Origin of the sequence: Leeuwenhoekiella sp. A2, from assembly GCF_047946655.1 — a bacterium.
GTDB lineage: Bacteria > Bacteroidota > Bacteroidia > Flavobacteriales > Flavobacteriaceae > Leeuwenhoekiella.
Window position 1 is genome coordinate 90,863 of the sequence record NZ_CP172311.1, and the last position, 20,718, is coordinate 111,580.

The window sequence follows — 20,718 nt, forward strand, 5'->3', positions numbered from 1 at the left end:
AAGTAAACCTGAATTGGATAAATATAGTTACCCTCTTATCTTTATGAATTAAGAAATATAATGCATTTAACGATTGAAAACATATTATTAATTGGCTCATTACTGCTTATTGTAAGTATTGTTGCAGGTAAGACTTCTTATAAGTTTGGTGTTCCTACTTTATTGCTCTTTTTAGCAATTGGAATGTTGGCGGGTTCTGATGGTATAGGAGATATTCATTTTGATGATCCTAAACTTGCTCAATTCATTGGCATAGTATCCCTTAACTTTATCTTGTTTTCTGGGGGGCTTGATACCCATTGGACAACCGTAAAACCTATTCTACGTGAAGGGATTGTATTATCGACATTTGGTGTTTTACTAACAGCAATTTCTTTAGGCACCTTTGTATGGTTTCTTACTGACTTCACAATTTATGAAAGTCTGTTATTGGGTTCCATTGTGTCATCAACCGATGCAGCAGCCGTATTTTCAATTCTACGTTCAAAAAGCGTCGCCTTAAAAACCAATCTTAGACCCACTTTGGAATTAGAAAGTGGTAGTAACGACCCTATGGCATATGTGTTGACTATTGCATTTTTATCTTTAGTAGTCAATCAAGACAAAAGTGTATTATCTATAATCCCGGTATTTTTACAACAAATGATTCTGGGTGGTATCGCGGGTTTTGCCTTTGGTATGCTGAGCAAATTCATAATCAATAAGATAAAACTTGACTTTGAAGGGCTTTATCCTGTTTTGGTTATCGCCCTCATGTTCATTACATTTTCTGCCACAGATTTTGTGGGTGGTAACGGATTTCTAGCCATTTATATTTGTTCGGTCTACCTAGGTAATCAGGACCTAATACATAAAAAAACCATCTTGAAAATGTTTGATGGCCTGGCCTGGTTAATGCAAATTGTTCTGTTCCTAACTTTAGGTTTACTTGTTTTTCCTTCTCAAATCATCCCGTATATGGGTATTGGACTACTCATTTCATTATTTCTGATATTTGTTGCTCGGCCTATTGGTGTATTTCTTAGCCTTATGTTTTTCAAAATGAAATTGAGACGAAGATTTTACATTTCCTGGGTTGGATTGCGGGGCGCTGTTCCTATTGTCTTTGCTACTTATCCGCTTTTGGCGGGAATTGATAAGGCGCATATGATTTTTAACGTTGTATTCTTCATTTCAGTTACATCCATTTTAATTCAAGGAACGACCCTTTCAATTGTTGCAAAATGGCTAAATGTTTCATTACCCGTACAGGCCAAGAAATTGACCCCAACGGATTTACTATTGGCAGAGAATCCTAAGGCCGAAATGAAAGAAATGTTAATAACTCGTGACTGCTTTGCAGTAGATAAGAAAATTGTAGAACTAGGGTTTCCTAAAAATGCAATTATAGCAATGATTAAAAGAGATGATGGCTATATAATACCTAACGGTACAACAAGAATTGAAGCAGAAGACATACTCATTGTTCTAGCTGACAGGTCTAGCATTTTTGACGAAGTAGACAGGATATTTAAACCATACACAAGTCCAGGCAGAGTTTAGTGAAAACTCTCATTTCAACATTTTTATTAAATCAAAAAACGAGATAAATAGAGCAGAATTAGATTTTGATTTCAATACTTTTTTATGCGCACATCTCTAAAAAAAGCATGTTTTATAATAAAGCAATCAATTAAATAGTTTCTTGCCTTCCCTTTAACCGTACTTCTATTTTCTTCTTTTTTTCAGTTAACCGTTTCATAAGATCCATTAAATCTGAATCATTCGTTTCTTTATAAATTTCATTAATGCCTAAAATAAATCGTTTTGCTTCACGTGATGCATTTACACGATCGCTGGTAGTCATATTGCTCATCTTTGACTTTTCAAAATCAATAGCTTCTTGTACGATATCCAATTTCATCTTTTTCTTAATATAACCATATTGCAAATTTAATTAATGAAATATGGGGTTCATTCATCACTTCCCATAATAATGAAAAAATACATTTATATATAATTCTATTAAATTTTCTTTTACTAATCGATATAAATTAACGGTGGAGTGCTATTAACGGCGTAGCTTCGAAAGGACCCAGATTGATTATCCTGGATTGACTAAGACCATATCTTCTCCAAAAATCTGGTCTTCTGTCCATAACGCATATGATATATTCTGAATGGCTATTAACAAAATGTTTTAAATCATCTTCTGTTTCTAGATATTCTGTACTTATTGAGGTTCCTGTATATACCTCTATCTGAGAACAAACTTTTTTTAAATTAGCCTTTTGGATAGGTGTCATTCTGTTTAATCCACATAAAACGACGAGCTTGACTGTCCCTTTAGCAATTTTAACAAGCTCGTACCAATTGTCAATTTTGGCTTCAGGCATTTCGATTTCGAAGTTGGAAATCAATACAAATTCCGGACACTTCTTTAAATGTGCAGAGGAAGGTATTATCATAACAGGACATTCCCTGATATTTTCCAGTACTCTTTTTGCATTTCGGCTATATCTGTCAACTTTATTATCTATCCTGTTTTTTAAGGTAAGAATCACTAAATCAATATTAACTTCTTTGATTGTTTTCCAGATACCTTCAATCAAATCCGAACACTCAGAAATTGCATTGAAGCGGTGCTTTTTGTTTGGACTGGTTTGAGTAAATTTTTGGATTACACCGCCCAAACCATCAATAGAATCATTTTTTGGTTTCTCAAACCAATCATCATCTGCCTGCAGAAGTTGTAGGGCATTTAATCCCCCAATATTATAGGTATATGTATTGAGAAAATAAAATTCACACTCCTCTGGTTTAAAAAATTTAACTGCATATTCAATAGCATGGTATCTATTGAATTTGAAATCCAGTGGTATAAGAATCTTTTTCATAACATTTGTTTTTTATCTGCGGTGATACTTAGATAGGTTTTCATAAATTATTCTTTTTAGCTTTCTGAACTCATGTATCAATACGGAATAATGATCTCTTCTTTTCTCGTGTTCTTTTGCTCTGGCCAAATCATATTCCTGCTTCCCATATATAAATTCTTTTCTTAATTCTTGCTCGTATTGACAGAATGAACCCATTACTAAAGTATTTTTTCTACGCAAACCCTGAAGGTGAATCCGTATAGTATTATTTTGAATGAGTTGTTTCTCGATTAATTTTAAATGATCGAACTCAGCATTTATGTTTTCGATTGTATCGATCCATTGACTCAATTCTATGAGATCTTTTTTAATGCAAAGTTTTCTATGAGCGTCATTTTTATAAGACAATGTGATTTTCAATTGTGCTTTACTTAGTCATTAATTTGAAAATCATTAATCAATGAAAACTTACCCTTCACTTTACTAAAAAATTCATCCTTCAATCTTCTGTACTTGTCTAAATGGTATAAATAACTGCGCCTGTAACTTTCATGATCTGTGATAAATGCCATATCGCATTGTGTATCTTCACACTCGACTATTCCATCTCTTGAACTCATATAGTTGTGGAGGGCACTCAATAACGTATCGTTTTCAGTTTTTTTCTTTTTAAATTTTTTAAGAATGCTTTCATCTCCCAGTTTTTTGCTCAAATCATTTGCACATAAATCAATAAGATTCTGTAATTCCTTTTTGATGTATTTTAAGTGGTTGATCCAATTATCCAGTTCTATGGTATTTATCTTATGGCTCACATCTACATCGTGATCATGATTATATATTTGTGTTTCAAATGCTTTCATAATGTTCTCTTTTTAAATAGGCACTTCAATTCTCTTCTGATTCTCATCTTGTTTTACAACATCAATTTTAAGATGTTGTCTTCCATTCGGAAATTCCCACTCAACTGTATCTTCTTCTGAATACCCTACAAGGGCTGAGCCCATTGGGGTAAGAATTGATATTTTATCGTGTTTCAAATCCTTCTCTGAGGGTATAACAAGCTGTAAAGATTTTTTCCATCCTTTATTCGAAGAAACCGTAACCGAACTGTTGAAACGAACAACATCTTCAGGCATATCTACTTCATCTACTATCATTGCACTTTTTAATTCTTCAAGTAGTTTTCCCACTGATCTTCTAGTTTCTAGATCTTCCGCATAACCCGAAATATTTAGAATACGCTTTAAATACACATACTCCTTCTTTTCTATTATTAAGCTTCCGTACTTCATGTCTTTTTATATTTTAGGGGATTATAGTTTATGGGAAAATACCTCTTTGGATGTAAGCCTTTGCAATGCGTTTAATGGCAATGCAATAAGCTGCCGTACGCAAATCAATAGATTCACGTTCAGAGTATTCATAAACTTTATCAAAAGATTCTTTCATCTTTTTATGAAGCTTTGTCATTACTTCTTCCAGTTGCCACAGCTCCCCATTTCGGTTCTGTAACCATTCAAAATAGCTACCTACAACTCCACCAGAATTGCACAATATGTCTGGGATAATAGTTATACCGCTCTCCAATAAAATTTTCTCACCCTCTACGTTGGTAGGTCCATTGGCACCTTCAGCAATTAAACGCGCTTTAATATTTGGGGCATTGTCTTTTGTAATCTGATTTCCCAATGCTGCCGGGATGCAGATGTCGCATTCTGTGCCAAAAAACTCTTCTTTATCTAATGCGTATGCTTCTGGAAATTCAACAACACTTCCATTATTGGATTTAATATAGTCTGAAAGATTTTCAACGCTAATGCCATTTTGATTTTCCACACTACCCAAGGCGTCTTGTACCGCCACCAATTTTGCACCTTCCTTTTCAAGAAAATGTGCGGTCCAGTAACCTACATTCCCAAAACCTTGAACAATGAATTTTTTACCTTCAAGTGTTTCATTATTACGCTGTGTCCAGAATTTGATGGTCAAAAACACCCCATATCCCGTAGCTCTATCGCGCCCTTCAAGACCACCACTACCATCAGGCTTACCCGTTACCACATGCTGGTTCGCACTTCGTTCTGCCGGTGGCCGCGTGCTCATATAAGTATCCGCAATCCACGCCATTGTTTGACCATTCGTATTTACATCTGGAGCAGGAATATCATGTTCTGGCCCAATATTATCTGCTAATGCAAACGTAAACCTACGAGTGATACGCTCGAGTTCTCCCTGAGAATATTTAGAAGGATCTAACTGAATACCTCCTTTACCTCCCCCGTATGGCAAACCGGCAAGAGATGTTTTCCAGGTCATCCACATAGCTAGAGCTCTGGCTGCATCTATATCCACTGTAGGGTGATAACGGAGACCCCCTTTATAAGGACCCAATGCATTGTTGTGCTGTACGCGGTATCCGGTAAAAATCTCCACTTCGCCATTATCCATTTTTACCGGGAAATTGACTAAAATCTCATTGTTTGTAATACTTAATATTTTACGAATATCTGGATGAAGATCAATGTGATCTGCAGCACTGTTAAATTGCTCCATCACATTTTCCATCATTCCTCTTAAAGGTAATTTCTTCTTCGAATTCTTGGGTTCTAATGTTGTCAACATATTTAATAGATTATTTTTTATTTAAATTTTATTTCACCTGCATCTAAAGCATCAGGCAAGATCACGGTTACGCTGGGAAATGCATTGAAAAATTTTTTACCGTCTTTTCTTTTTATTTTAATCTTAGTAGCATCATTTTTTGTGGATTTAATTTCAGTTACAAGTACTTCTTCGCCATACAATTCTTTAAAGTTGGGAATACCCCCTTTTTTTATTATAAAATTTGATTTAGGAAATTTGACATAGTTGTAATTACCTGATCGTGGTTTATTTAATTCCATTACATCACCCACTTGTACGATTTGTTTATTATCAGTTTGTTTATTATCAGTCTTTATTTGAGCCTGCATGTTTAGGGTTCCTAACATTAATAGGCTGGCGATTAAATATTGTTTCATAGCTTTTATTTTATTGATTGTATATATTATAGATTTCTGATTTATTGCTGATTTCGTGTATTCGTTATGCTTACAAACATGTCTTCTTAGTGGTTTAGCAGATAACAACTTCTGATTTCTGTTCCTTGATAATGGCTTCTTTAGATTGTGAGGAAATATTTTTTTGGGTTCCTTCTTCTTCATATTCGCTACATGACCAAACTTGGCTCTTTTGATCTGTTAGCACACAGGTTTCCCGATGTATGCAAGTAGGACATATATTAAATGGATTGGCTTTCATAATCATTGTTCTAATTTATTTACCAAGATGCAATGGTTGTACCATGGGAAATAAAAAACCACCTACAAACAATAAAACCCCTGTAAAACAAGGGTTTATATGCTACTTATAAATATAAGTCAAAATAGGAAGTGGTGCATAATTACCCGTATGGGGTAAAATGTATCACTTAGAAATGATCTGAAAGTTTTTGTCGTATCGTTTTACGATCAATACCCAATATAGCGGCGGCTTTGGTTTTATTATTATCTGTGGCGTTAAGCACTTTTTGGATATACCGCCTTTCTATCTCTTTAAGTGGAAGCAACTTATCGTCTGGGAAGTCAATTTGAAACTTCAACGAATCTGGTAGATGCTCAACCTCTACAATTTTATCACACATAATTACAGCACGCTGTATCACATTCTCCAATTCTCTAATGTTTCCAGGCCAGTTATAGCGCTGTAGAATAGCTAAAGCTTCTGGGCTTATTTTCACAAAACCGTCCTTATATTCTATACCATATTTGAACAAAAATTTATCAGCCAATAAAGGAATATCATCTTTGCGCTCTCTTAGTGGAGCGACATTAATTTCAACAACCGTAAGTCTGTAAAAAAGATCTTCTCTAAAACTTTCTCTTTTAATCATTTTCTTTAGGTCACTATTGGTCGCAGCAATAATACGGACATCAATTTTCTCTGCTTTTTGAGCCCCCACTTTCACAACCTCTTTTTCCTGAAGCACACGCAATAAGCCAGTTTGAACCGCGGTTGATGCGTTGCCGATTTCATCTAAAAAAATGGTGCCGCCATGGGCAGCTTGAAAGAATCCATCACGGTTTTTTTCTGCTCCGGTAAAAGCACCCTTTGTATAACCGAAAAGTTCTGCTTCCAACAGGTTTTCTGGAATACCCCCACAATTTACGGCTATAAATGGCGCTCTTGAAAACTTACCTTGATAGTGAATGGCCCGTGCCACGAGTTCTTTCCCCGTACCACTTTCACCCTTGATAAAAATTGTTGCTTTATTATCTTTTACACGTTCAATGATTTGTATAATATCATTGATCTTTTCTGATTTCCCTATGATTTCACCATAGGTATTATCTTTTTTAATCACTTCTTTCGAGAAAATCCTATTAGAATCTTCTTCAACACCAAGTGCTTTATCTATAGCAGCACCCAATTCATCTTTAGTAAATGGTTTTGTAAGGTATTCTATCACCCCTGCTTTTAAAGTCACAAGCGAATCCTGTACTGAAGGATACCCAGTTACAACAAGCTTTGGTAATTTAGGGTAATGCTCTGAAACAAATTTGATCAATTCAAAACCATCTATTTCAGGCATCCTTAAATCTGTAATCAACAGATCAATTTTTGTATCTCTTAAGATTTGAACCGCTTCTTTTACAGAAACTGCTCCGTATGTATGGTAGTTCCATGACTGTAAATGGCGCTGCAACAACTCCAAAATATTTATATCGTCATCTACAATTAATATATTCTCTTTTTTAAGTAGCATATGCATATAAGTAATTAAGATTTGGGGAGTTTTACTGTAAAAACTGCTCCTTTTTGTGGGTTGTTTTCTGCTATAATAGTACCATTATGGCTTGCTACAATGCCGTGAACTACACTTAAGCCCAGTCCAGACCCTTCGCCAATAGGCTTTGTAGTATAAAAGGGTTGGAAGACTTTTTCTAAGGCTTCTTCAGACAATCCGATTCCTTCGTCTGAAATTTTTAATATTATTTGATCTTTAGATTGAAGTGCTTCAATGGTAACCAGTCCATTTTTAGGAGAAAAAAAGATGGCATTGATGATCAAATTGAAAATAATCTGTGTGAGTTGGATAGTATCTGCTTTTAGCCATAATTCCTCTTCTTCAATTTTTACAATGTATTTTACCTCTTCTTTTCTGAAGGTGGGTTCGAGCAGCGTTATAGCATCTTTAATACTTGGAACGATATTCACCTTCTTCATTTGCTGGGGCATCTCACAGGCAAAGAACATAAGTTTTTTAACCACTTCTCGTGAAAATATGGCATTACTAATGATTTTGTCAAGATCTCTACGCACCTGCTGGTTGCCGCTAAAATCTTCTTTTAATAGCTCTGCAAAGCCTAAAATATTAGCGAGCGGTGTATTAAGTTCGTGGGCGATACCCGCCGTCAATTCCCCAAGAATGGAAAGCCTATCAGCACGTTCCATTTGTCTTTTTAAAGAGATTTCGTTCTGCTGTATCTCAATGCGCTCCAGAAGGTTTCCTATTTTTAAGGCGACACTGTCCAGCAATTGTTTTTCTTCCTTTAAAAACGAGCTTTTATGATCTTTTAAGGATGCTATGATCTCTCCATTAGGCTTATTAAATACATTTATATTAGAAGATAAGTTCAATGTCGCATTAATAGAACCTGTTTGTATCACTCCATAAGACGTTTTTACGGCAATTTCCGTGAGGAGGGGAAACTGAAAGCCTTTTTTAAGACTGAAGGCAATGGCCTTAAAAGTCTGTTGTATCTGCTCTACATCTGCATTTACTATAATTGATGAAATTTCGTAGAGACAGGTAAGCTCTTTAATTCTTTCCTTTAAGGCTTCTTTGGTGGTGTCCATATAAGTAAGTTATGGTGGATAATTTAAGTATCTCAATTTAATTTTAAACATTATTATCTGTATCTGTTCTCCTAACACTAAAAAAACCGCTATTAACACTGGTCTTCCTCAGTATTTGGAATGCTACCCCTCAAAGATTAAAATTATATTTTTTCTACGTCTTTGGGTGATTTCTTGTTAAAGGTTATTGGATGCACACTTAACCCTCCTCATGTAAAATTCCCCATTGATTTACAAATCTTCTATTAAAGATATTTGGTTTTAAAATTGCTCCTATAGCTCTATTGAGAAATGGAATATTCTTAATAACCGATTGAATACTACTCGATTTTTATAATTAATAAAATATCTACCTAAACTTTTCACCTTCACCTTGAGGAAATCTAAGATTTATTAAACATAGTACAGGGCAAAATCAATTCCTGATTAGACTTTCAATGTTATTGGGTTTCGCTTCCGATCTATTGGTACTTCGCAAAAGATATTTAAACCTACTCCCACTCCCTCGCTGTCCTTACCCTTTTTAGTAAGCAAAATACCAATAGTTGGAAATTGAACGCACTGCATAAGCCAGTCGTACCTCCTTTTTATAAGTCCTTATCAATTCCAACTCTTGAAGATGTATCAGCAACAAAAAAGGTAACAGCGAGGCACTATGGGAAGTAAATCTAAAATGAATCTTATGAAATCGTATAAAAACATCCAAAATGAAGCGACACCAAAGAAAATAAAAAAGGAAAACGCTCTGGATATAATAAGTAAATCACCTCAAAAAAAACAGAAATGTAAACTGTCTGAAAGGTTCGGGCAGGCTATAATTAATCTTTAATTCTTTTATTATGAACACGTTAAAAAATCATGTACAGTTAATCGGAAATGTTGGTCAGGAACCAACAATTACCCAACTTGGAAACGGCAGGAAAGTAGCCCGTTTTTCGCTCGCCACTAATGAGTATTATAAGAACAACAAGGGCGAAAAAAAGCAAACTACCCAATGGCATACTATCGTAGCATGGGGTAAAACCGCTGAAATTATCGAAAAATATGCCGGGAAGGCCAAGGAAATCGGTGTTAGCGGAAAATTGAAGTCCCATAGCTATGAGGATAGTGTGAAGGTAATACACTATGTTACCGAAGTTGAAGCTAATGAAATTCTTTTGTTAGGAGTAAAAAGCAGTAATAATTCAGCTGATTAATCTAAAATTAAGAGGGCGTTTCCGTCCAAAGTAGCGCCCTCTTTTTATTAACTTTTAAAATTGTTAATATGAAAACTAAAGTTAACGAAATTGCGATAAGTTACAAGGGAGATTTAAAAGCAAGTTTGCATCCGAAAATAACATCTTCACTCATAGCTTCTGAAATAGCATATTCCCAATGGGATAAAAATAATATCGAAATACATGAAACCTTTAAAATAATGCTTCTTAACAACGCGAATAAAGTAAAAGGTATTTATGAGGTTTCAAACGGAGGTCTTACAGCTACCTTGGTGGATATACGTATATTATATGCCGTTGTCCTTAAAAGCCTGACTACTGCTGTAATTTTACTACATAATCATCCAAGCGGAACATTAAATCCTAGTGAAACTGATAAACAGTTGACCCAAAAAATAAAAAAGGCGGGTGAATTATTGGACATAAAAGTATTGGACCATATTATTCTTACCCCAAATGGAGCATACTTCAGCTTTGCAGATCATGGAATTCTTTAAATATTAAGCCATGCCTAATCTATTTTTAAACCAGAGTAAGGATCCCATGATTACCACTTGTTAAAATTCAGAGAGCAAGTAAAAAAATCTCCAAATTGTCACATTTTAGAAAATTTATCCCTCTTAAAACAAGTTGTAAACCCGGTAAATCGATTATTCACACCCTCATATCTAAAAGTGATTAAACACAAATAATTAAGATCCGTAAATTTCGACGGATCTTTTTTTGTCCGATTTAAAATTGTTTAGATCAAAATCATTAACTTTATTTCGCTGAACTTCAGCATACAAATTTAAGCAGCGTTATCCCATTATTGACTTTCGCCGATAACCTGCAAATCGAAACATTACATAACTGAAATTCCTTCTTAGAATTGGCAATTGGCTTTTAGCCGAATTGTACGAGAATTTTGTCCCGCCAGGCGGGACGAAAAGGAGTAGCAAGAGGATAACACGCTGCGTGTAAGCTTCCCCAGACTAGAACTGCTTAATTTTCCAAAACTTGTTTAAAATTATTGTTTTTCATTCTTTTGGGGCTAGCCCCAAAAGAATGAAGTGCTGCATATTGTACCGGTGATAATCTGCCCAGTGAATCGTGTGGACGATATTTATTGTAATCATTCATCCATATGTAGGTTTGAGCTCTTACCTGATCAATATTTTCAAAGATATACTTATCGAGGACACCCCTACGGTATGAACCGTTAAAACGTTCAACAAAGGCATTTTGAGTGGGTTTTCCAGGTTGTATATACTTAAACTCTATAGCGTGCATCTTACTCCATTCTGCTGTAAGATTGGCTATGAATTCAGGTCCGTTATCCATTCTAATCCTTCTTGGTCTGCCCCGGCGGTTGATCAGGTGATTGAGTACCCAAACCATGCGGTTACTGGTCAGGGAAAAGTCTACTTCAATATGTAATATCTCCCGGTTAAAGTCATCAATAACATTAAAAGACCTAAAGCGTTTCTTGTTTTCAAGAACATCACTTACAAAATCGATACTCCAGGTATCGTTCAGTTCTTCAGGAACCTCCAAGGGCTCCTTTACACGTGCCGGTAAGCGCTTTTTAATCTTTCTCCTCAAGGGTAGGCCTAAAGATACATACACACGGTGTACCCGTTTATGGTTCCAGGGGTTACCTTCGTTACGAATACGTCCATACGCCTTCCAGAACCCTTCCTCTGAATGCTCCTCTGCCTTTTTCTTCAACGCCTCTTCTATTGGGGCATCGTCTTTGGGCAAAGGTTTATAGTAATAGACGCTCTTGCTCATTTTTAGGACACGGCACGCCCTGCTGATGCCGTAGTGGATAAGCTCGTTGGCTATCGTCCGTTTGCGGCAGGGCTTTAGAGCTTTTTTTCGATGATCTCCTTGGCCATTTGATGATCCAGGGCCAAAGAGGCATACATCTGCTTTAGCCGGGCATTTTCAGCTTCAAGCTCCTTGATGCGCTTGAGCTCCTTGCTGCTCATACCGGCATACCTGCTGCGCCACTTATAAAAGGCGGAGGTACTGACCCCGTATTCCCTGCTGATCTCTTCGACACTTTTACCGTTGTCGAACTCCTTTAAAATTTTTGCGATCTGTGTAGGTGTGAATTTACTTCGTCTCATACTGTTTAAAATTAAGAATATTATTATACTTCTAAACAGTTCGGTTTTAAGGGAAGCTTACATGTAGCAATGTCTACACACAAATCCTAAAAAGAAACAAAATACAAATCAGTATGACACAAGAAAATCATTGCTATGAAAATGCGCTGGCAGAACGCGTAAACGGCATTCTGAAAGATGAATTCTATCTGGACCAGATCTTTACAAATACAGCCCACGCACAAAGAGCTGCAAAAAATGCAATCAAATTATACAATGAGATAAGATTACATTTATCTTTAGACTATAAAACACCAAATATGGTATATAAATCAGCAGCGTAAATCAAGTTTAACCTGTAGCCATATTTCAGGACAAGACATTGCAAAACAAATCCGCATAAAAACAGTAATAAATAAATGAGCACCAAAAAACTTTCATATTTACTTCTGATTTTATCATTCTATAGTTGTGTAAAACAAAAAAAAATAGCGAATGATGAAAATTGGACCAAAATAGTTACAGAAACTAGAACTATAGACAATATAACTTATAACTTTCCTGCAGAAGTTGAAATTCCACGTAGAAATCTTGCTATTGAAGAATGTCAAAAAGCAATTGAGGAAAATTTGAAACTAATTGGAGAAACAGAATTCACCAATAAAATGGATATTGATTTTTTAAAGTCAAGAAAAGAAATGCTAAAATTTGGTGGAATGGCTGCTCAAGGTTTGGCTTATCCCGACAGAGATGTATTTTTTACTTTACTTAAAGACAAAGGTTCACCTATAAAACACGAAATGATGCATATGATAACTATGTATAAATGGGGAACTCCACCTAATTCTTCAACTTGGATGAATGAAGGTTTAGCAACTTATTCTGGCGGAACCTGTTCTAAATACTCACTAGAAGAAATCTATAAATATTTTATCCAGAGTGACAAATTAATTTCTATGGATAAGTTATCAGAAAATTTTTATGAAAACCCAGATATGATTGCTTATACACAAAGTGCTTTTATTTGCAAATTTTTAATTGATAACTATGGAATATCAAAATTTAAAGAACTTTGGAAAAGAGGATTTGAAAAGCTGAACGAAATCTATGGTTTCGATGCACAAACTTTAGAGAAAAATTTAAAAGATTATGTAAACCAAAAGTACCAGACAAATATTGATTTTGATTGGGATGAATTTAATAAAGGTTGTTAAGGAACAACGAACCACTAATAATGTATATAAAACATAGCTAATTCAGGCTTTCCGAGAGGTCTGTGTGTATTTTCGAAGTCCACCAAATTTTTTAATTTGGCTTTTTGAAAAAATAAGATAAGAAGAAAATTAAAAAATTCGGCTCGTGTATAATCCGAATAGTTAGCGTCTATTAACTCGCTACGTTTCATATACGGAGACGTTACCTGTAAGCTGAATTCAACGAATGAAAAAATATTTACCTATAATTCTGACCTTATCATTTATAAAACTTATCATTCAATGGTTTGGCAATAGGAACTATGGCTTTCATCGTGATGAACTATTACATTTGTCAGTAAGTGAGCATTTGGATTGGGGATTTATGGAATTCCCGCCACTTATAGGTGCAATCGGGAAATTATCATATTGGCTTTTTGATTATTCTCTTTTAGGAATAAGACTCTTTCCAACCCTTGCAGGTGTTGCTATTCTCGTACTATGCTGTTTCATTGCAAAAGAACTTGGCGGAAAGGCGAAAGCTGTTATACTTGCTGGAATTTGCATATTGGCATTTCTTCCGTTTTACCGAAACCATACCCTATTTCAACCTGTAGCATTTGACCAACTGTTTTGGACACTTGGTTTTTACTGTATTATCAAATTCATAAACTCGCGAAACAAGAAATTCCTTATTCTCTTGGGAGTAACTTTAGGTTTAGGGTTATTGAACAAATACACCATATTAGTTTGGGCATTCGGGCTTTTTATTGGTTTGTTTTTCTATCAAAAAGGGAATCTATTTAAGAACAAATGGCTGTATCTATCGGCATTGATTTCATTTTTGATTTTCTTGCCTAATCTAACATGGCAAATTCAAAATGGATTCCCTCTACTAAAACATTTGCAAGCATTAAATGAAAATCAGCTGAATGAAATTAATCCGTTAGAATTTGGGCTTGAACAATTAGATTTTCCATTTACCTTAATTATCAGCCTTTTTGGTCTCGTTGCATTACTTACAGATAAACATTTAAAAAAGTACAGAAGTGTTGGAGTTGCATCGTTAGTAATCTTTTCTACAATGTGGCTTCTTAATTCTAAAGCCTACTATGTATTTGCAATTTATCCTATTCTTTTTGCAAGTGGAGCGGTGAAAATAGAGAGCTTACTATCTAAGAAACCTGTATGGGTTTATGTAATTGCTTTTATCACCTTGGCGCCTTCTGTCTATTTTATTCCTGAAGCCACACCAATACTACCAATTGAAAAATTTGTTGAGTATAAAAAACTTGAAGAAAAGAACGGACGAGTGGAATTAACAGGGGATTATGCTGATATGTTTGGTTGGGAACGTCAAGTAAAGTTAGTGGATAGTGTATATCAATCATTAAGTCCCGAAGAAAAAAGAAACTGTGTTTTATGGGCAGAAAATTACGGAGAAGCAGGAGCTCTCAAAATCTTGGGGAAGAAATACAATTTACCAAACCCAATAAGCAGACACGGGAGTTTTTGGATTTGGGGATATGAAAACAAAGATGCAGATGTTTGGATTAGTTTAGGTAATGACAAAATATCCGTTGAACACGTTTTTGAAGAAGTGGAATTAGTAAAAATAATTACCCATAAATATGCAATTGAAGAAGAAAACGGAATCCCTCTCTACATTTGTAGAAAGCCTAAAGCTGATATTGAGAAATGGTGGAAAGACTATGAAGAACATATATTTGACTGAAAAAGCCAGCAGGTAACAACATATGAAAACAATGCTGCAACCTGTCTCAAATCGAAATTCCGTGCTCACTTGCTTAGCGGATTGTCCTGCGGACAATCAATCTCGCCAGCTCGCACTGTTTTTATACGAGACGTTATAGCAAATTTAAAAACACCTTTCCTGAATAGGTTGATTAAAATTAATAAATAATTTAAATCTGATTTTCATATTTTACACTATTTTTGTGGAATAATTCCTTAATAATGGATTTATTCCTAGAATATGAAAGTTTATTTTTCTCAATACTCATTTACTAATATCCCTATAATTTCTTCCGGTTTGTCTTGTGGATTTCCATCTCCCGCAGATGATCATCTTGATGAGGGTATTGACCTAAACAGGGAATATATACGCAATAAAGATGCTACTTTTTTTGGACGCGTAAGGGGTGATTCAATGATTGGTGCAGGACTAGAAGAGGGAGATCTTTTAATTATTGATAAAAGTCTAGAACCCAAAAATGGAAAAATTGCAGTTTGCTTTATTGATGGTGAATTTACAGTTAAACGTATAAAAATCTCAGATGATGCTATTTGGCTCATAGCTGAAAATGAAAAATACAAGCCCATAAAAGTGACGCAGGACAATGATTTTCTTATCTGGGGAGTAGTAACCAATGTTATTAAAAATCTATAGCATGTTTGCCCTTATAGACTGCAACAATTTTTACGCTTCCTGCGAGCGGGTTTTCAATCCCAATCTCATAGGCAAGCCAGTTGTGGTACTTTCTAATAATGATGGTTGTGTAATAGCGAGAAGCAATGAGGCTAAAGCCTTGGGTATTCCAATGGGTACACCTGCCTTTCAGTTAAAAACTGAATTTAAGAAGTATAAAATACATGTATTTTCCAGCAATTATGCCTTATATGGGGATATGAGCAGCAGGGTTATGAATTTACTCTCTGATTTTTCTCCTGACATGGAAATCTATTCGATTGATGAAATTTTTTTAAAATTAAAGGGGTTTGAATTGTTTAACTTGGATGAGTACGGCCTGCAGATAATAAAGAAGATTAGAAGGAATACAGGTATTCCCATTAGCGTTGGTATGGCTCCCACTAAATCTCTATCAAAAGTAGCCAATAAAATTGCCAAAAAATTTGCAGCTCGTACCAATGGAACCTATGTTCTAGACACTCCCGATAAAATAGAAAAAGCATTAAAGTGGACGGCTATTGGGGATGTGTGGGGCATAGGAAAAAGTTACCAAAATAAACTTCAAAGCATCAATGTTCAGAGCGCATGGGATTTTGTACAACTCCCCCATCAATATGTTCTAAATGAAATGACCATTGTGGGTCAAAGGCTACAACGTGACCTTAGCGGTGTTCTTACACTTGATCTGGAAGAGGTTGCTTTTAAAAAAAACATAGCAGTAACTCGCTCTTTTGAACACATGGTTGAAAATTATGAGGACATACACGAGCGCATCGCAACATATGCATCTAAAATTTCCTTTAAGCTACGTAAGCAAAATAGCTGCGCGCAGATGTTATACATTTTTTTACAGACCAACAAGCATAGACAGGATCTGACTCAATATAACCCGGGAATAACCTTGCATTTACCAGTTGCTTCGAATTCTACTCTAACTCTAACAAAAATTGCCATAGAAGGACTAAAACGTATTTTTAAAACGGGCTATCATTACAAAAAAGCGGGAGTGATTGCACTGGATCTCGTTTTGGATAATGCTAAGCAGTTATCTTTCTTTACTAATGCAGACCCCAGGCACAAGTCGTTAATGTATACAATTGACCAGCTAAACAAAAATTGCTTTGACAAGGTAAAGTTTGGCGGGCAGGATCTCGGTAAGGTATGGAAAATGCAGCAAGAGCATTTATCTAAACGATATACAACACGATTAAATGAAATTATTGAAATTAAATGCGAGTGACCTCATGATGTAAAGGTTATTAAATTTAAATCTTAAAGACTTTTTATGTCTCATGGGTGAATACAAAATAGTAGAAAATAATCTCATCACATGTCCAACTGCTCTAAGTATGCTGAAAACATATGATCATGTAAAAATGTTAAGCCGTAATGCCTTTTCAGTTTAGAAAAGATTTCTCAGATTTTATATCCACCTTACCTTCTTGAATTCCGAGTTTGTCCTTCAATACATTTATATCCTCACTCACTTTTCGCTCTACTACCCGAGCATAGATTTGGGTAGTAGAAAGCTTAGAATGACCCAACAACTTTGATACGGTTTCAATAGGCACACCATTTGATAAAGTTACCGTGGTAGCAAATGTGTGTCGGGCCACATGAAAGGTCAATTTTTTGTTTATTTCCAATAGTCGAGCGATCTCTTTTAGATATGTATTCGTTTTTTGATTGGAGTATACAGGAAGAAGTAAATGGGTATGTTGCATTTTAAAGGCATATATTTCCAGAAGTTCCTGGGCTTGGGGCAAAATAGGTATCTTCACAGGAGTGTCCGTTTTCTCTCGTGCCGTATATATCCACTTATTACCATCAATCCCCGGCACAATGTTATTGGCAGATAAGTTTTTAACATCTATATACGATAGCCCCGTGTAACATGCAAAAACAAATATATCCCGAGTTTGAAGCAAGGCAGATCTTGAGGATTGAAAACCAATGATTTTTTCAAGTTCCTCTTTACTTAGAAAATCTCGTTCTGCCTTGGTGAACTTCAACGCAAATTTAGAAAAGGGATCTTTTTGTACCCATTCTAATTTTTGAGCAAGGTTCATTAGTTTCTTAAAGCGTTCCAGATGTTTCATCACTCCGTTATTTGTCGGAGAAGGCCGGTGGGATTTAGATTTGTAGGTTCGCAGAAAATGTTCAAAATCCAGAATAAACCCATAATTGATCTGTTTTAGATAGATATCAGTTGATTTCATCTGAACACCTAAGAATTCATAAAGATATTTTTCAGTAGTGCGATAGTTCTTCATCGTACCTGGTTTTAATACCGTTTGCATATTCAGTGTATGGTAGTCAAGAATATCTGAAAGCTTTTTAAAAGAATCATCAACACCCATATACCTTGCCTTTATCGCAGCGGCACTAAGAACCTTGTTTTCATCCTGCAATTGGCGGAAGGACTCATAGATCTGGTTGTAAATCCTGTCAATGGATTTGTTTACCTGGATACTTTCTGTACAGCTTCCCCGTAGGCGACTCTTGCGTTCATCCCATAGGGTTAAGGTAATCCTGCGTTGCAGGCTGAGTTCAATACGCTCACTATTTAAAGTGATCCTGGCATAAAGAGGTGCCTTGCCTCCTTTGGCCTTGTTTGTTTTTGGGAAAATAGTAATTCCAAAAGTCACCGGATTTTTCATAATTCTTCGTTTTCAAATTAAACACAATGCGTGAAAACGAAAGTCAAATCAGCGTTTGGGCGATATCATGCCCTTTTTTTTAGAGGTCACCGAATCGGACACATATTATATGATATTATATCAAATTCTATGAATGCCTTAAAATCATAAAACCTTGTCAATCATACGATTAACAAGGTTTTGATGCCATTTGATAATGGACTTGGTCGGGGTGGCAGAACTAATCTACCCCTAGACAATATTTTAATAACCAGACACTTATATTGTTTCAATAAATTCAGGTAACCGAATAGGTAACCTTTGCTCCGATTTCTTATCGTGAAACAAAGATATATGAATAATTGAAACTAAAAAACATCAAATGATTTCAAAATTTATTTGATGTTCAAAACTTATCTCATTTGATAGTTTGATAATACAATACGAAAGTTTTTTCGAAATAGAGGTTTGAAAAAGTTTTGTGCGTATTTTAAAAATAACTCTAATCATATTTTAAAATTTAAGATAATGTTTCAAAAAATAGAAAAATTATATCGCTATTAATAGCCTTTACTGTTTAAGGAGACTTCAAAATCCGATAAATAAATACATTTGTAAAATATTTTTCTCTTTGAAATAGACTATATGCAGGGTTCAGAAATTTTAATTAACCCAAAGAGGTTTAAGGTACAATCAAATATCCCTCACTTTCTAAAATTGGTAGCGTTAGCAGCGCCGATAAGGTAACTTCCCACGCTGGGTTCATTTCGTCTTGCTCAATTTTCATACCCGCCACAGTTTGTCCACATAAGTATAATTTGACCCCGGCATTATCAAGTGCTTTTACCAGTTCTGTATTAGGATTTTTCTTTTGGTAGCGTTTTTCATAAGCTTTGTCAGTCAAACTTACTGCAATCGCTTTTCCGTGTACTACCGCCGCAATTTGAACATTTTTATCAGGTACCCCTGCGGCTTTTAATAAGTTGAGTTCCCGGGCTATTTTCCATAACCTTATATTTACTCCCGTTTTTTCAGCATCATTGTCAATATTGAACACTAGTTTATACGTCTTTTTTACATCGGGCTGGAAACTCAGGTTTTTATCATAATGAATTTTACCATATCCTTCAATTCTAGGATTGCTCCATTCCTGGGCCATGGTTGTCTGTGCTAAAAGGAGAAACAATCCCCAAAAAATTGTTTTCATACTATTTCGGTTTATTTTTTGATATTTAACTGTTTAAAATAAGTGGATCTAAGATCGGTTTATGGAAGCTCTTTATTTATTTGGATATTTTTTGTATTTACTGCATTTATGGACATTCCGTTTTTAAGGGTTGAATTTCCTTTTATGATAATCTGATCCCCGCTATCAACATTTCCAAATATTTCTATCATTCCATCTTTAGAGATTCCTGTAGTAATAGGAACCATTTGAATTTTACCCGACTTCACCTTTGCGATTAAGGTTTGGGTTGTGGTGGTTATAATGCTACTGGCAGGAACTTTTAAAGTAGGTTGATTACGCTTTAGGTTCAAATGAACCTGTGCATAGGCTCCAGCACTTAAGATATTAGCTGAATTATCATAATCAAATTCAACCATTAGTGAACGTAGCTCAGGATCGAGTGCCCTGCTACTACGGGAAAAACTAACCGGAAACTCTTTTCCGGGAGCACCATTCACCGTAAAATTGGCCTTGGTATTTGCCGAAAGGGCATCTGCGTGTTTGGAAGGAATAGCCACTACCAGGCGCAGTTTATCTTCCCGCGCCAATTTTAAAAGTGGTTCCTTTCCGCTTCCTACAAGGGCTCCGGGAGAAACCAACCTGCTGGTAACCACCCCGTCAAACGGCGCTTTGATATTACGATATCCCGCCAACTGCGCAGCGGCCGCTACTTCTGCTTTTACAGCACTCAAAGCAGCACTGTCCCCCATAAAACGGGTTTTGGTCTGTTCAAGTTCTATTGATGATATTGCACCTTCAACTTCAGAGGCTCGGTTCATCCGTTGAAAATTTTGACCACTAAAGCTTAACTTTTCAGCTATTTCACGCTGTTTTGCCCGGGCTGCCAATAATTGCTGTTGAATTTCCGGAGCTTCAATACTTAATAATAATTCTCCTTTCGTTACCATATCACCCCGGTCTACACTTAACTTTTCTACAAAACCTTCAATTTTAGCATATAAAGTCACCTCTTCATAGGGTTTTAATTCACCGGGAAGGGAAAGCTCGTATTCCAGCGTATCACTTTTTATGCTGGTAACCTGATAGGTGGGTTTCGAAGATTCAGCTTTCTTTTTCACGTTGTTTTCAGAATTACCGCACGCCATTAAAAGCAGGGTAAGTAAGTAAAAAGGAATAGATTTTATATAAAATTTCATT

Annotated in this window: 21 protein-coding genes; 8 read left to right on the forward strand and 13 right to left on the reverse strand. The window is 35.5% G+C overall.

Going from position 1 to position 20,718, the window contains the following annotated elements; all coding sequences use genetic code 11:
- Positions 1–60: 60 nt before the first annotated feature.
- Positions 61–1,542 (forward strand): potassium/proton antiporter, encoded by a 1,482-nt coding sequence (locus ACH3PA_RS00430; protein ID WP_416441604.1) that lies wholly within the window; start codon positions 61–63, stop codon positions 1,540–1,542.
- Between the two features lie 130 nt (positions 1,543–1,672).
- On the opposite strand, the gene ACH3PA_RS00435 is transcribed toward ACH3PA_RS00430, so the two are convergent.
- The 9 genes from ACH3PA_RS00435 to ACH3PA_RS00475 all read right to left on the reverse strand — a co-directional run bounded on the left by ACH3PA_RS00435 (position 1,673) and on the right by ACH3PA_RS00475 (position 8,759).
- Positions 1,673–1,897 carry a hypothetical protein gene (locus ACH3PA_RS00435; protein ID WP_416446704.1) on the reverse strand — a complete coding sequence of 75 codons (225 nt, stop codon included), beginning with the start codon at positions 1,895–1,897 and terminating at the stop codon, positions 1,673–1,675.
- 136 nt (positions 1,898–2,033) lie between these two features.
- Positions 2,034–2,876, reverse strand: a complete 843-nt coding sequence (locus ACH3PA_RS00440; RefSeq protein ID WP_416441602.1) for a hypothetical protein — start codon at positions 2,874–2,876, stop codon at positions 2,034–2,036.
- Positions 2,877–2,888: 12 nt separating this feature from the next.
- Positions 2,889–3,278: a hypothetical protein gene (locus ACH3PA_RS00445; protein ID WP_416441600.1), complete on the reverse strand. Its 390-nt coding sequence runs from the start codon at positions 3,276–3,278 to the stop codon at positions 2,889–2,891.
- 11 nt (positions 3,279–3,289) lie between these two features.
- Positions 3,290–3,721, reverse strand: a complete 432-nt coding sequence (locus ACH3PA_RS00450) for a hypothetical protein (protein WP_416441598.1) — start codon at positions 3,719–3,721, stop codon at positions 3,290–3,292.
- 12 nt (positions 3,722–3,733) lie between these two features.
- Positions 3,734–4,153: a GreA/GreB family elongation factor gene (locus tag ACH3PA_RS00455; RefSeq protein WP_416441596.1), complete on the reverse strand. Its 420-nt coding sequence runs from the start codon at positions 4,151–4,153 to the stop codon at positions 3,734–3,736.
- A 28-nt stretch (positions 4,154–4,181) separates the two neighbouring features.
- Complete coding sequence (locus ACH3PA_RS00460) at positions 4,182–5,483, reverse strand: Glu/Leu/Phe/Val family dehydrogenase (protein ID WP_416441594.1); 1,302 nt, start codon at positions 5,481–5,483, stop codon at positions 4,182–4,184.
- Positions 5,484–5,500: 17 nt separating this feature from the next.
- The gene (locus ACH3PA_RS00465; protein WP_416441592.1) at positions 5,501–5,881 is read right to left on the reverse strand and encodes a hypothetical protein; all 381 of its coding nucleotides are present in this window, start codon (positions 5,879–5,881) and stop codon (positions 5,501–5,503) included.
- Positions 5,882–6,330: 449 nt separating this feature from the next.
- Positions 6,331–7,665, reverse strand: coding sequence for a sigma-54-dependent transcriptional regulator (locus ACH3PA_RS00470; RefSeq protein WP_416441590.1), 1,335 nt, complete (start codon positions 7,663–7,665; stop codon positions 6,331–6,333).
- A gap of 14 nt (positions 7,666–7,679) precedes the next feature.
- A complete protein-coding gene (locus ACH3PA_RS00475) occupies positions 7,680–8,759 on the reverse strand; it encodes a sensor histidine kinase (RefSeq protein ID WP_416441588.1) in 1,080 nt (359 codons plus the stop codon).
- Positions 8,760–9,598: 839 nt separating this feature from the next.
- Here ACH3PA_RS00475 and ACH3PA_RS00480 point away from each other — a divergent pair.
- Together ACH3PA_RS00480 and ACH3PA_RS00485 are read left to right on the forward strand one after the other, a co-directional pair.
- Entirely contained in the window at positions 9,599–9,955 is a 357-nt protein-coding gene (locus ACH3PA_RS00480; RefSeq protein WP_416448345.1) for a single-stranded DNA-binding protein, read from the forward strand.
- A gap of 68 nt (positions 9,956–10,023) precedes the next feature.
- Positions 10,024–10,473, forward strand: coding sequence for a JAB domain-containing protein (locus ACH3PA_RS00485; protein WP_416448346.1), 450 nt, complete (start codon positions 10,024–10,026; stop codon positions 10,471–10,473).
- 487 nt (positions 10,474–10,960) lie between these two features.
- Here ACH3PA_RS00485 and ACH3PA_RS00490 read toward each other — a convergent pair.
- A protein-coding gene (locus ACH3PA_RS00490; protein WP_416448347.1) for an IS3 family transposase occupies positions 10,961–12,090 on the reverse strand; the annotation gives its coding sequence in 2 pieces (ribosomal slippage) (positions 10,961–11,829 and positions 11,829–12,090; 1,131 coding nt in all).
- A 107-nt stretch (positions 12,091–12,197) separates the two neighbouring features.
- Between ACH3PA_RS00490 and ACH3PA_RS00495 the strand changes: the two genes are divergently transcribed.
- The 5 genes from ACH3PA_RS00495 (at position 12,198) to ACH3PA_RS00515 (ending at position 16,933) form a co-directional block, all read left to right on the forward strand.
- Entirely contained in the window at positions 12,198–12,413 is a 216-nt protein-coding gene (locus ACH3PA_RS00495; protein ID WP_416448556.1) for an integrase core domain-containing protein, read from the forward strand.
- A 75-nt stretch (positions 12,414–12,488) separates the two neighbouring features.
- Positions 12,489–13,283 carry a peptidase MA family metallohydrolase gene (locus tag ACH3PA_RS00500; RefSeq protein ID WP_416441582.1) on the forward strand — a complete coding sequence of 265 codons (795 nt, stop codon included), beginning with the start codon at positions 12,489–12,491 and terminating at the stop codon, positions 13,281–13,283.
- 226 nt (positions 13,284–13,509) lie between these two features.
- Positions 13,510–14,997, forward strand: a complete 1,488-nt coding sequence (locus ACH3PA_RS00505) for an ArnT family glycosyltransferase (RefSeq protein ID WP_416441580.1) — start codon at positions 13,510–13,512, stop codon at positions 14,995–14,997.
- A 261-nt stretch (positions 14,998–15,258) separates the two neighbouring features.
- Entirely contained in the window at positions 15,259–15,672 is a 414-nt protein-coding gene (locus ACH3PA_RS00510) for a LexA family protein (RefSeq protein ID WP_416441578.1), read from the forward strand.
- A 1-nt stretch (position 15,673) separates the two neighbouring features.
- Entirely contained in the window at positions 15,674–16,933 is a 1,260-nt protein-coding gene (locus tag ACH3PA_RS00515) for a Y-family DNA polymerase (protein WP_416441576.1), read from the forward strand.
- Positions 16,934–17,090: 157 nt separating this feature from the next.
- Here ACH3PA_RS00515 and ACH3PA_RS00520 read toward each other — a convergent pair whose 3' ends face one another.
- From ACH3PA_RS00520 to ACH3PA_RS00530, 3 genes are all read right to left on the reverse strand, one after another.
- Positions 17,091–18,353 carry a site-specific integrase gene (locus ACH3PA_RS00520; protein WP_416448348.1) on the reverse strand — a complete coding sequence of 421 codons (1,263 nt, stop codon included), beginning with the start codon at positions 18,351–18,353 and terminating at the stop codon, positions 17,091–17,093.
- A 661-nt stretch (positions 18,354–19,014) separates the two neighbouring features.
- Complete coding sequence (locus ACH3PA_RS00525) at positions 19,015–19,539, reverse strand: DsrE family protein (protein WP_416448349.1); 525 nt, start codon at positions 19,537–19,539, stop codon at positions 19,015–19,017.
- 59 nt (positions 19,540–19,598) lie between these two features.
- Positions 19,599–20,717, reverse strand: a complete 1,119-nt coding sequence (locus tag ACH3PA_RS00530) for an efflux RND transporter periplasmic adaptor subunit (RefSeq protein ID WP_416441570.1) — start codon at positions 20,715–20,717, stop codon at positions 19,599–19,601.
- Between the last annotated feature and the right edge of the window lies 1 nt (position 20,718).

Bases quoted from the DNA above. Each gene is read 5' to 3' on its own strand.
- ACH3PA_RS00430 (WP_416441604.1), top strand. From the start codon at position 61: ATGCATTTAACGATTGAAAACATATTATTAATTGGCTCATTACTGCTT.
- ACH3PA_RS00440 (WP_416441602.1), bottom strand. From the start codon at position 2,876: ATGAAAAAGATTCTTATACCACTGGATTTCAAATTCAATAGATACCAT.
- ACH3PA_RS00450 (WP_416441598.1), bottom strand. From the start codon at position 3,721: ATGAAAGCATTTGAAACACAAATATATAATCATGATCACGATGTAGAT.
- ACH3PA_RS00455 (WP_416441596.1), bottom strand. From the start codon at position 4,153: ATGAAGTACGGAAGCTTAATAATAGAAAAGAAGGAGTATGTGTATTTA.
- ACH3PA_RS00460 (WP_416441594.1), bottom strand. From the start codon at position 5,483: ATGTTGACAACATTAGAACCCAAGAATTCGAAGAAGAAATTACCTTTA.
- ACH3PA_RS00465 (WP_416441592.1), bottom strand. From the start codon at position 5,881: ATGAAACAATATTTAATCGCCAGCCTATTAATGTTAGGAACCCTAAAC.
- ACH3PA_RS00470 (WP_416441590.1), bottom strand. From the start codon at position 7,665: ATGCTACTTAAAAAAGAGAATATATTAATTGTAGATGACGATATAAAT.
- ACH3PA_RS00475 (WP_416441588.1), bottom strand. From the start codon at position 8,759: ATGGACACCACCAAAGAAGCCTTAAAGGAAAGAATTAAAGAGCTTACC.
- ACH3PA_RS00480 (WP_416448345.1), top strand. From the start codon at position 9,599: ATGAACACGTTAAAAAATCATGTACAGTTAATCGGAAATGTTGGTCAG.
- ACH3PA_RS00485 (WP_416448346.1), top strand. From the start codon at position 10,024: ATGAAAACTAAAGTTAACGAAATTGCGATAAGTTACAAGGGAGATTTA.
- ACH3PA_RS00500 (WP_416441582.1), top strand. From the start codon at position 12,489: ATGAGCACCAAAAAACTTTCATATTTACTTCTGATTTTATCATTCTAT.
- ACH3PA_RS00505 (WP_416441580.1), top strand. From the start codon at position 13,510: ATGAAAAAATATTTACCTATAATTCTGACCTTATCATTTATAAAACTT.
- ACH3PA_RS00510 (WP_416441578.1), top strand. From the start codon at position 15,259: ATGAAAGTTTATTTTTCTCAATACTCATTTACTAATATCCCTATAATT.
- ACH3PA_RS00515 (WP_416441576.1), top strand. From the start codon at position 15,674: ATGTTTGCCCTTATAGACTGCAACAATTTTTACGCTTCCTGCGAGCGG.
- ACH3PA_RS00520 (WP_416448348.1), bottom strand. From the start codon at position 18,353: ATGAAAAATCCGGTGACTTTTGGAATTACTATTTTCCCAAAAACAAAC.
- ACH3PA_RS00525 (WP_416448349.1), bottom strand. From the start codon at position 19,539: ATGAAAACAATTTTTTGGGGATTGTTTCTCCTTTTAGCACAGACAACC.
- ACH3PA_RS00530 (WP_416441570.1), bottom strand. From the start codon at position 20,717: ATGAAATTTTATATAAAATCTATTCCTTTTTACTTACTTACCCTGCTT.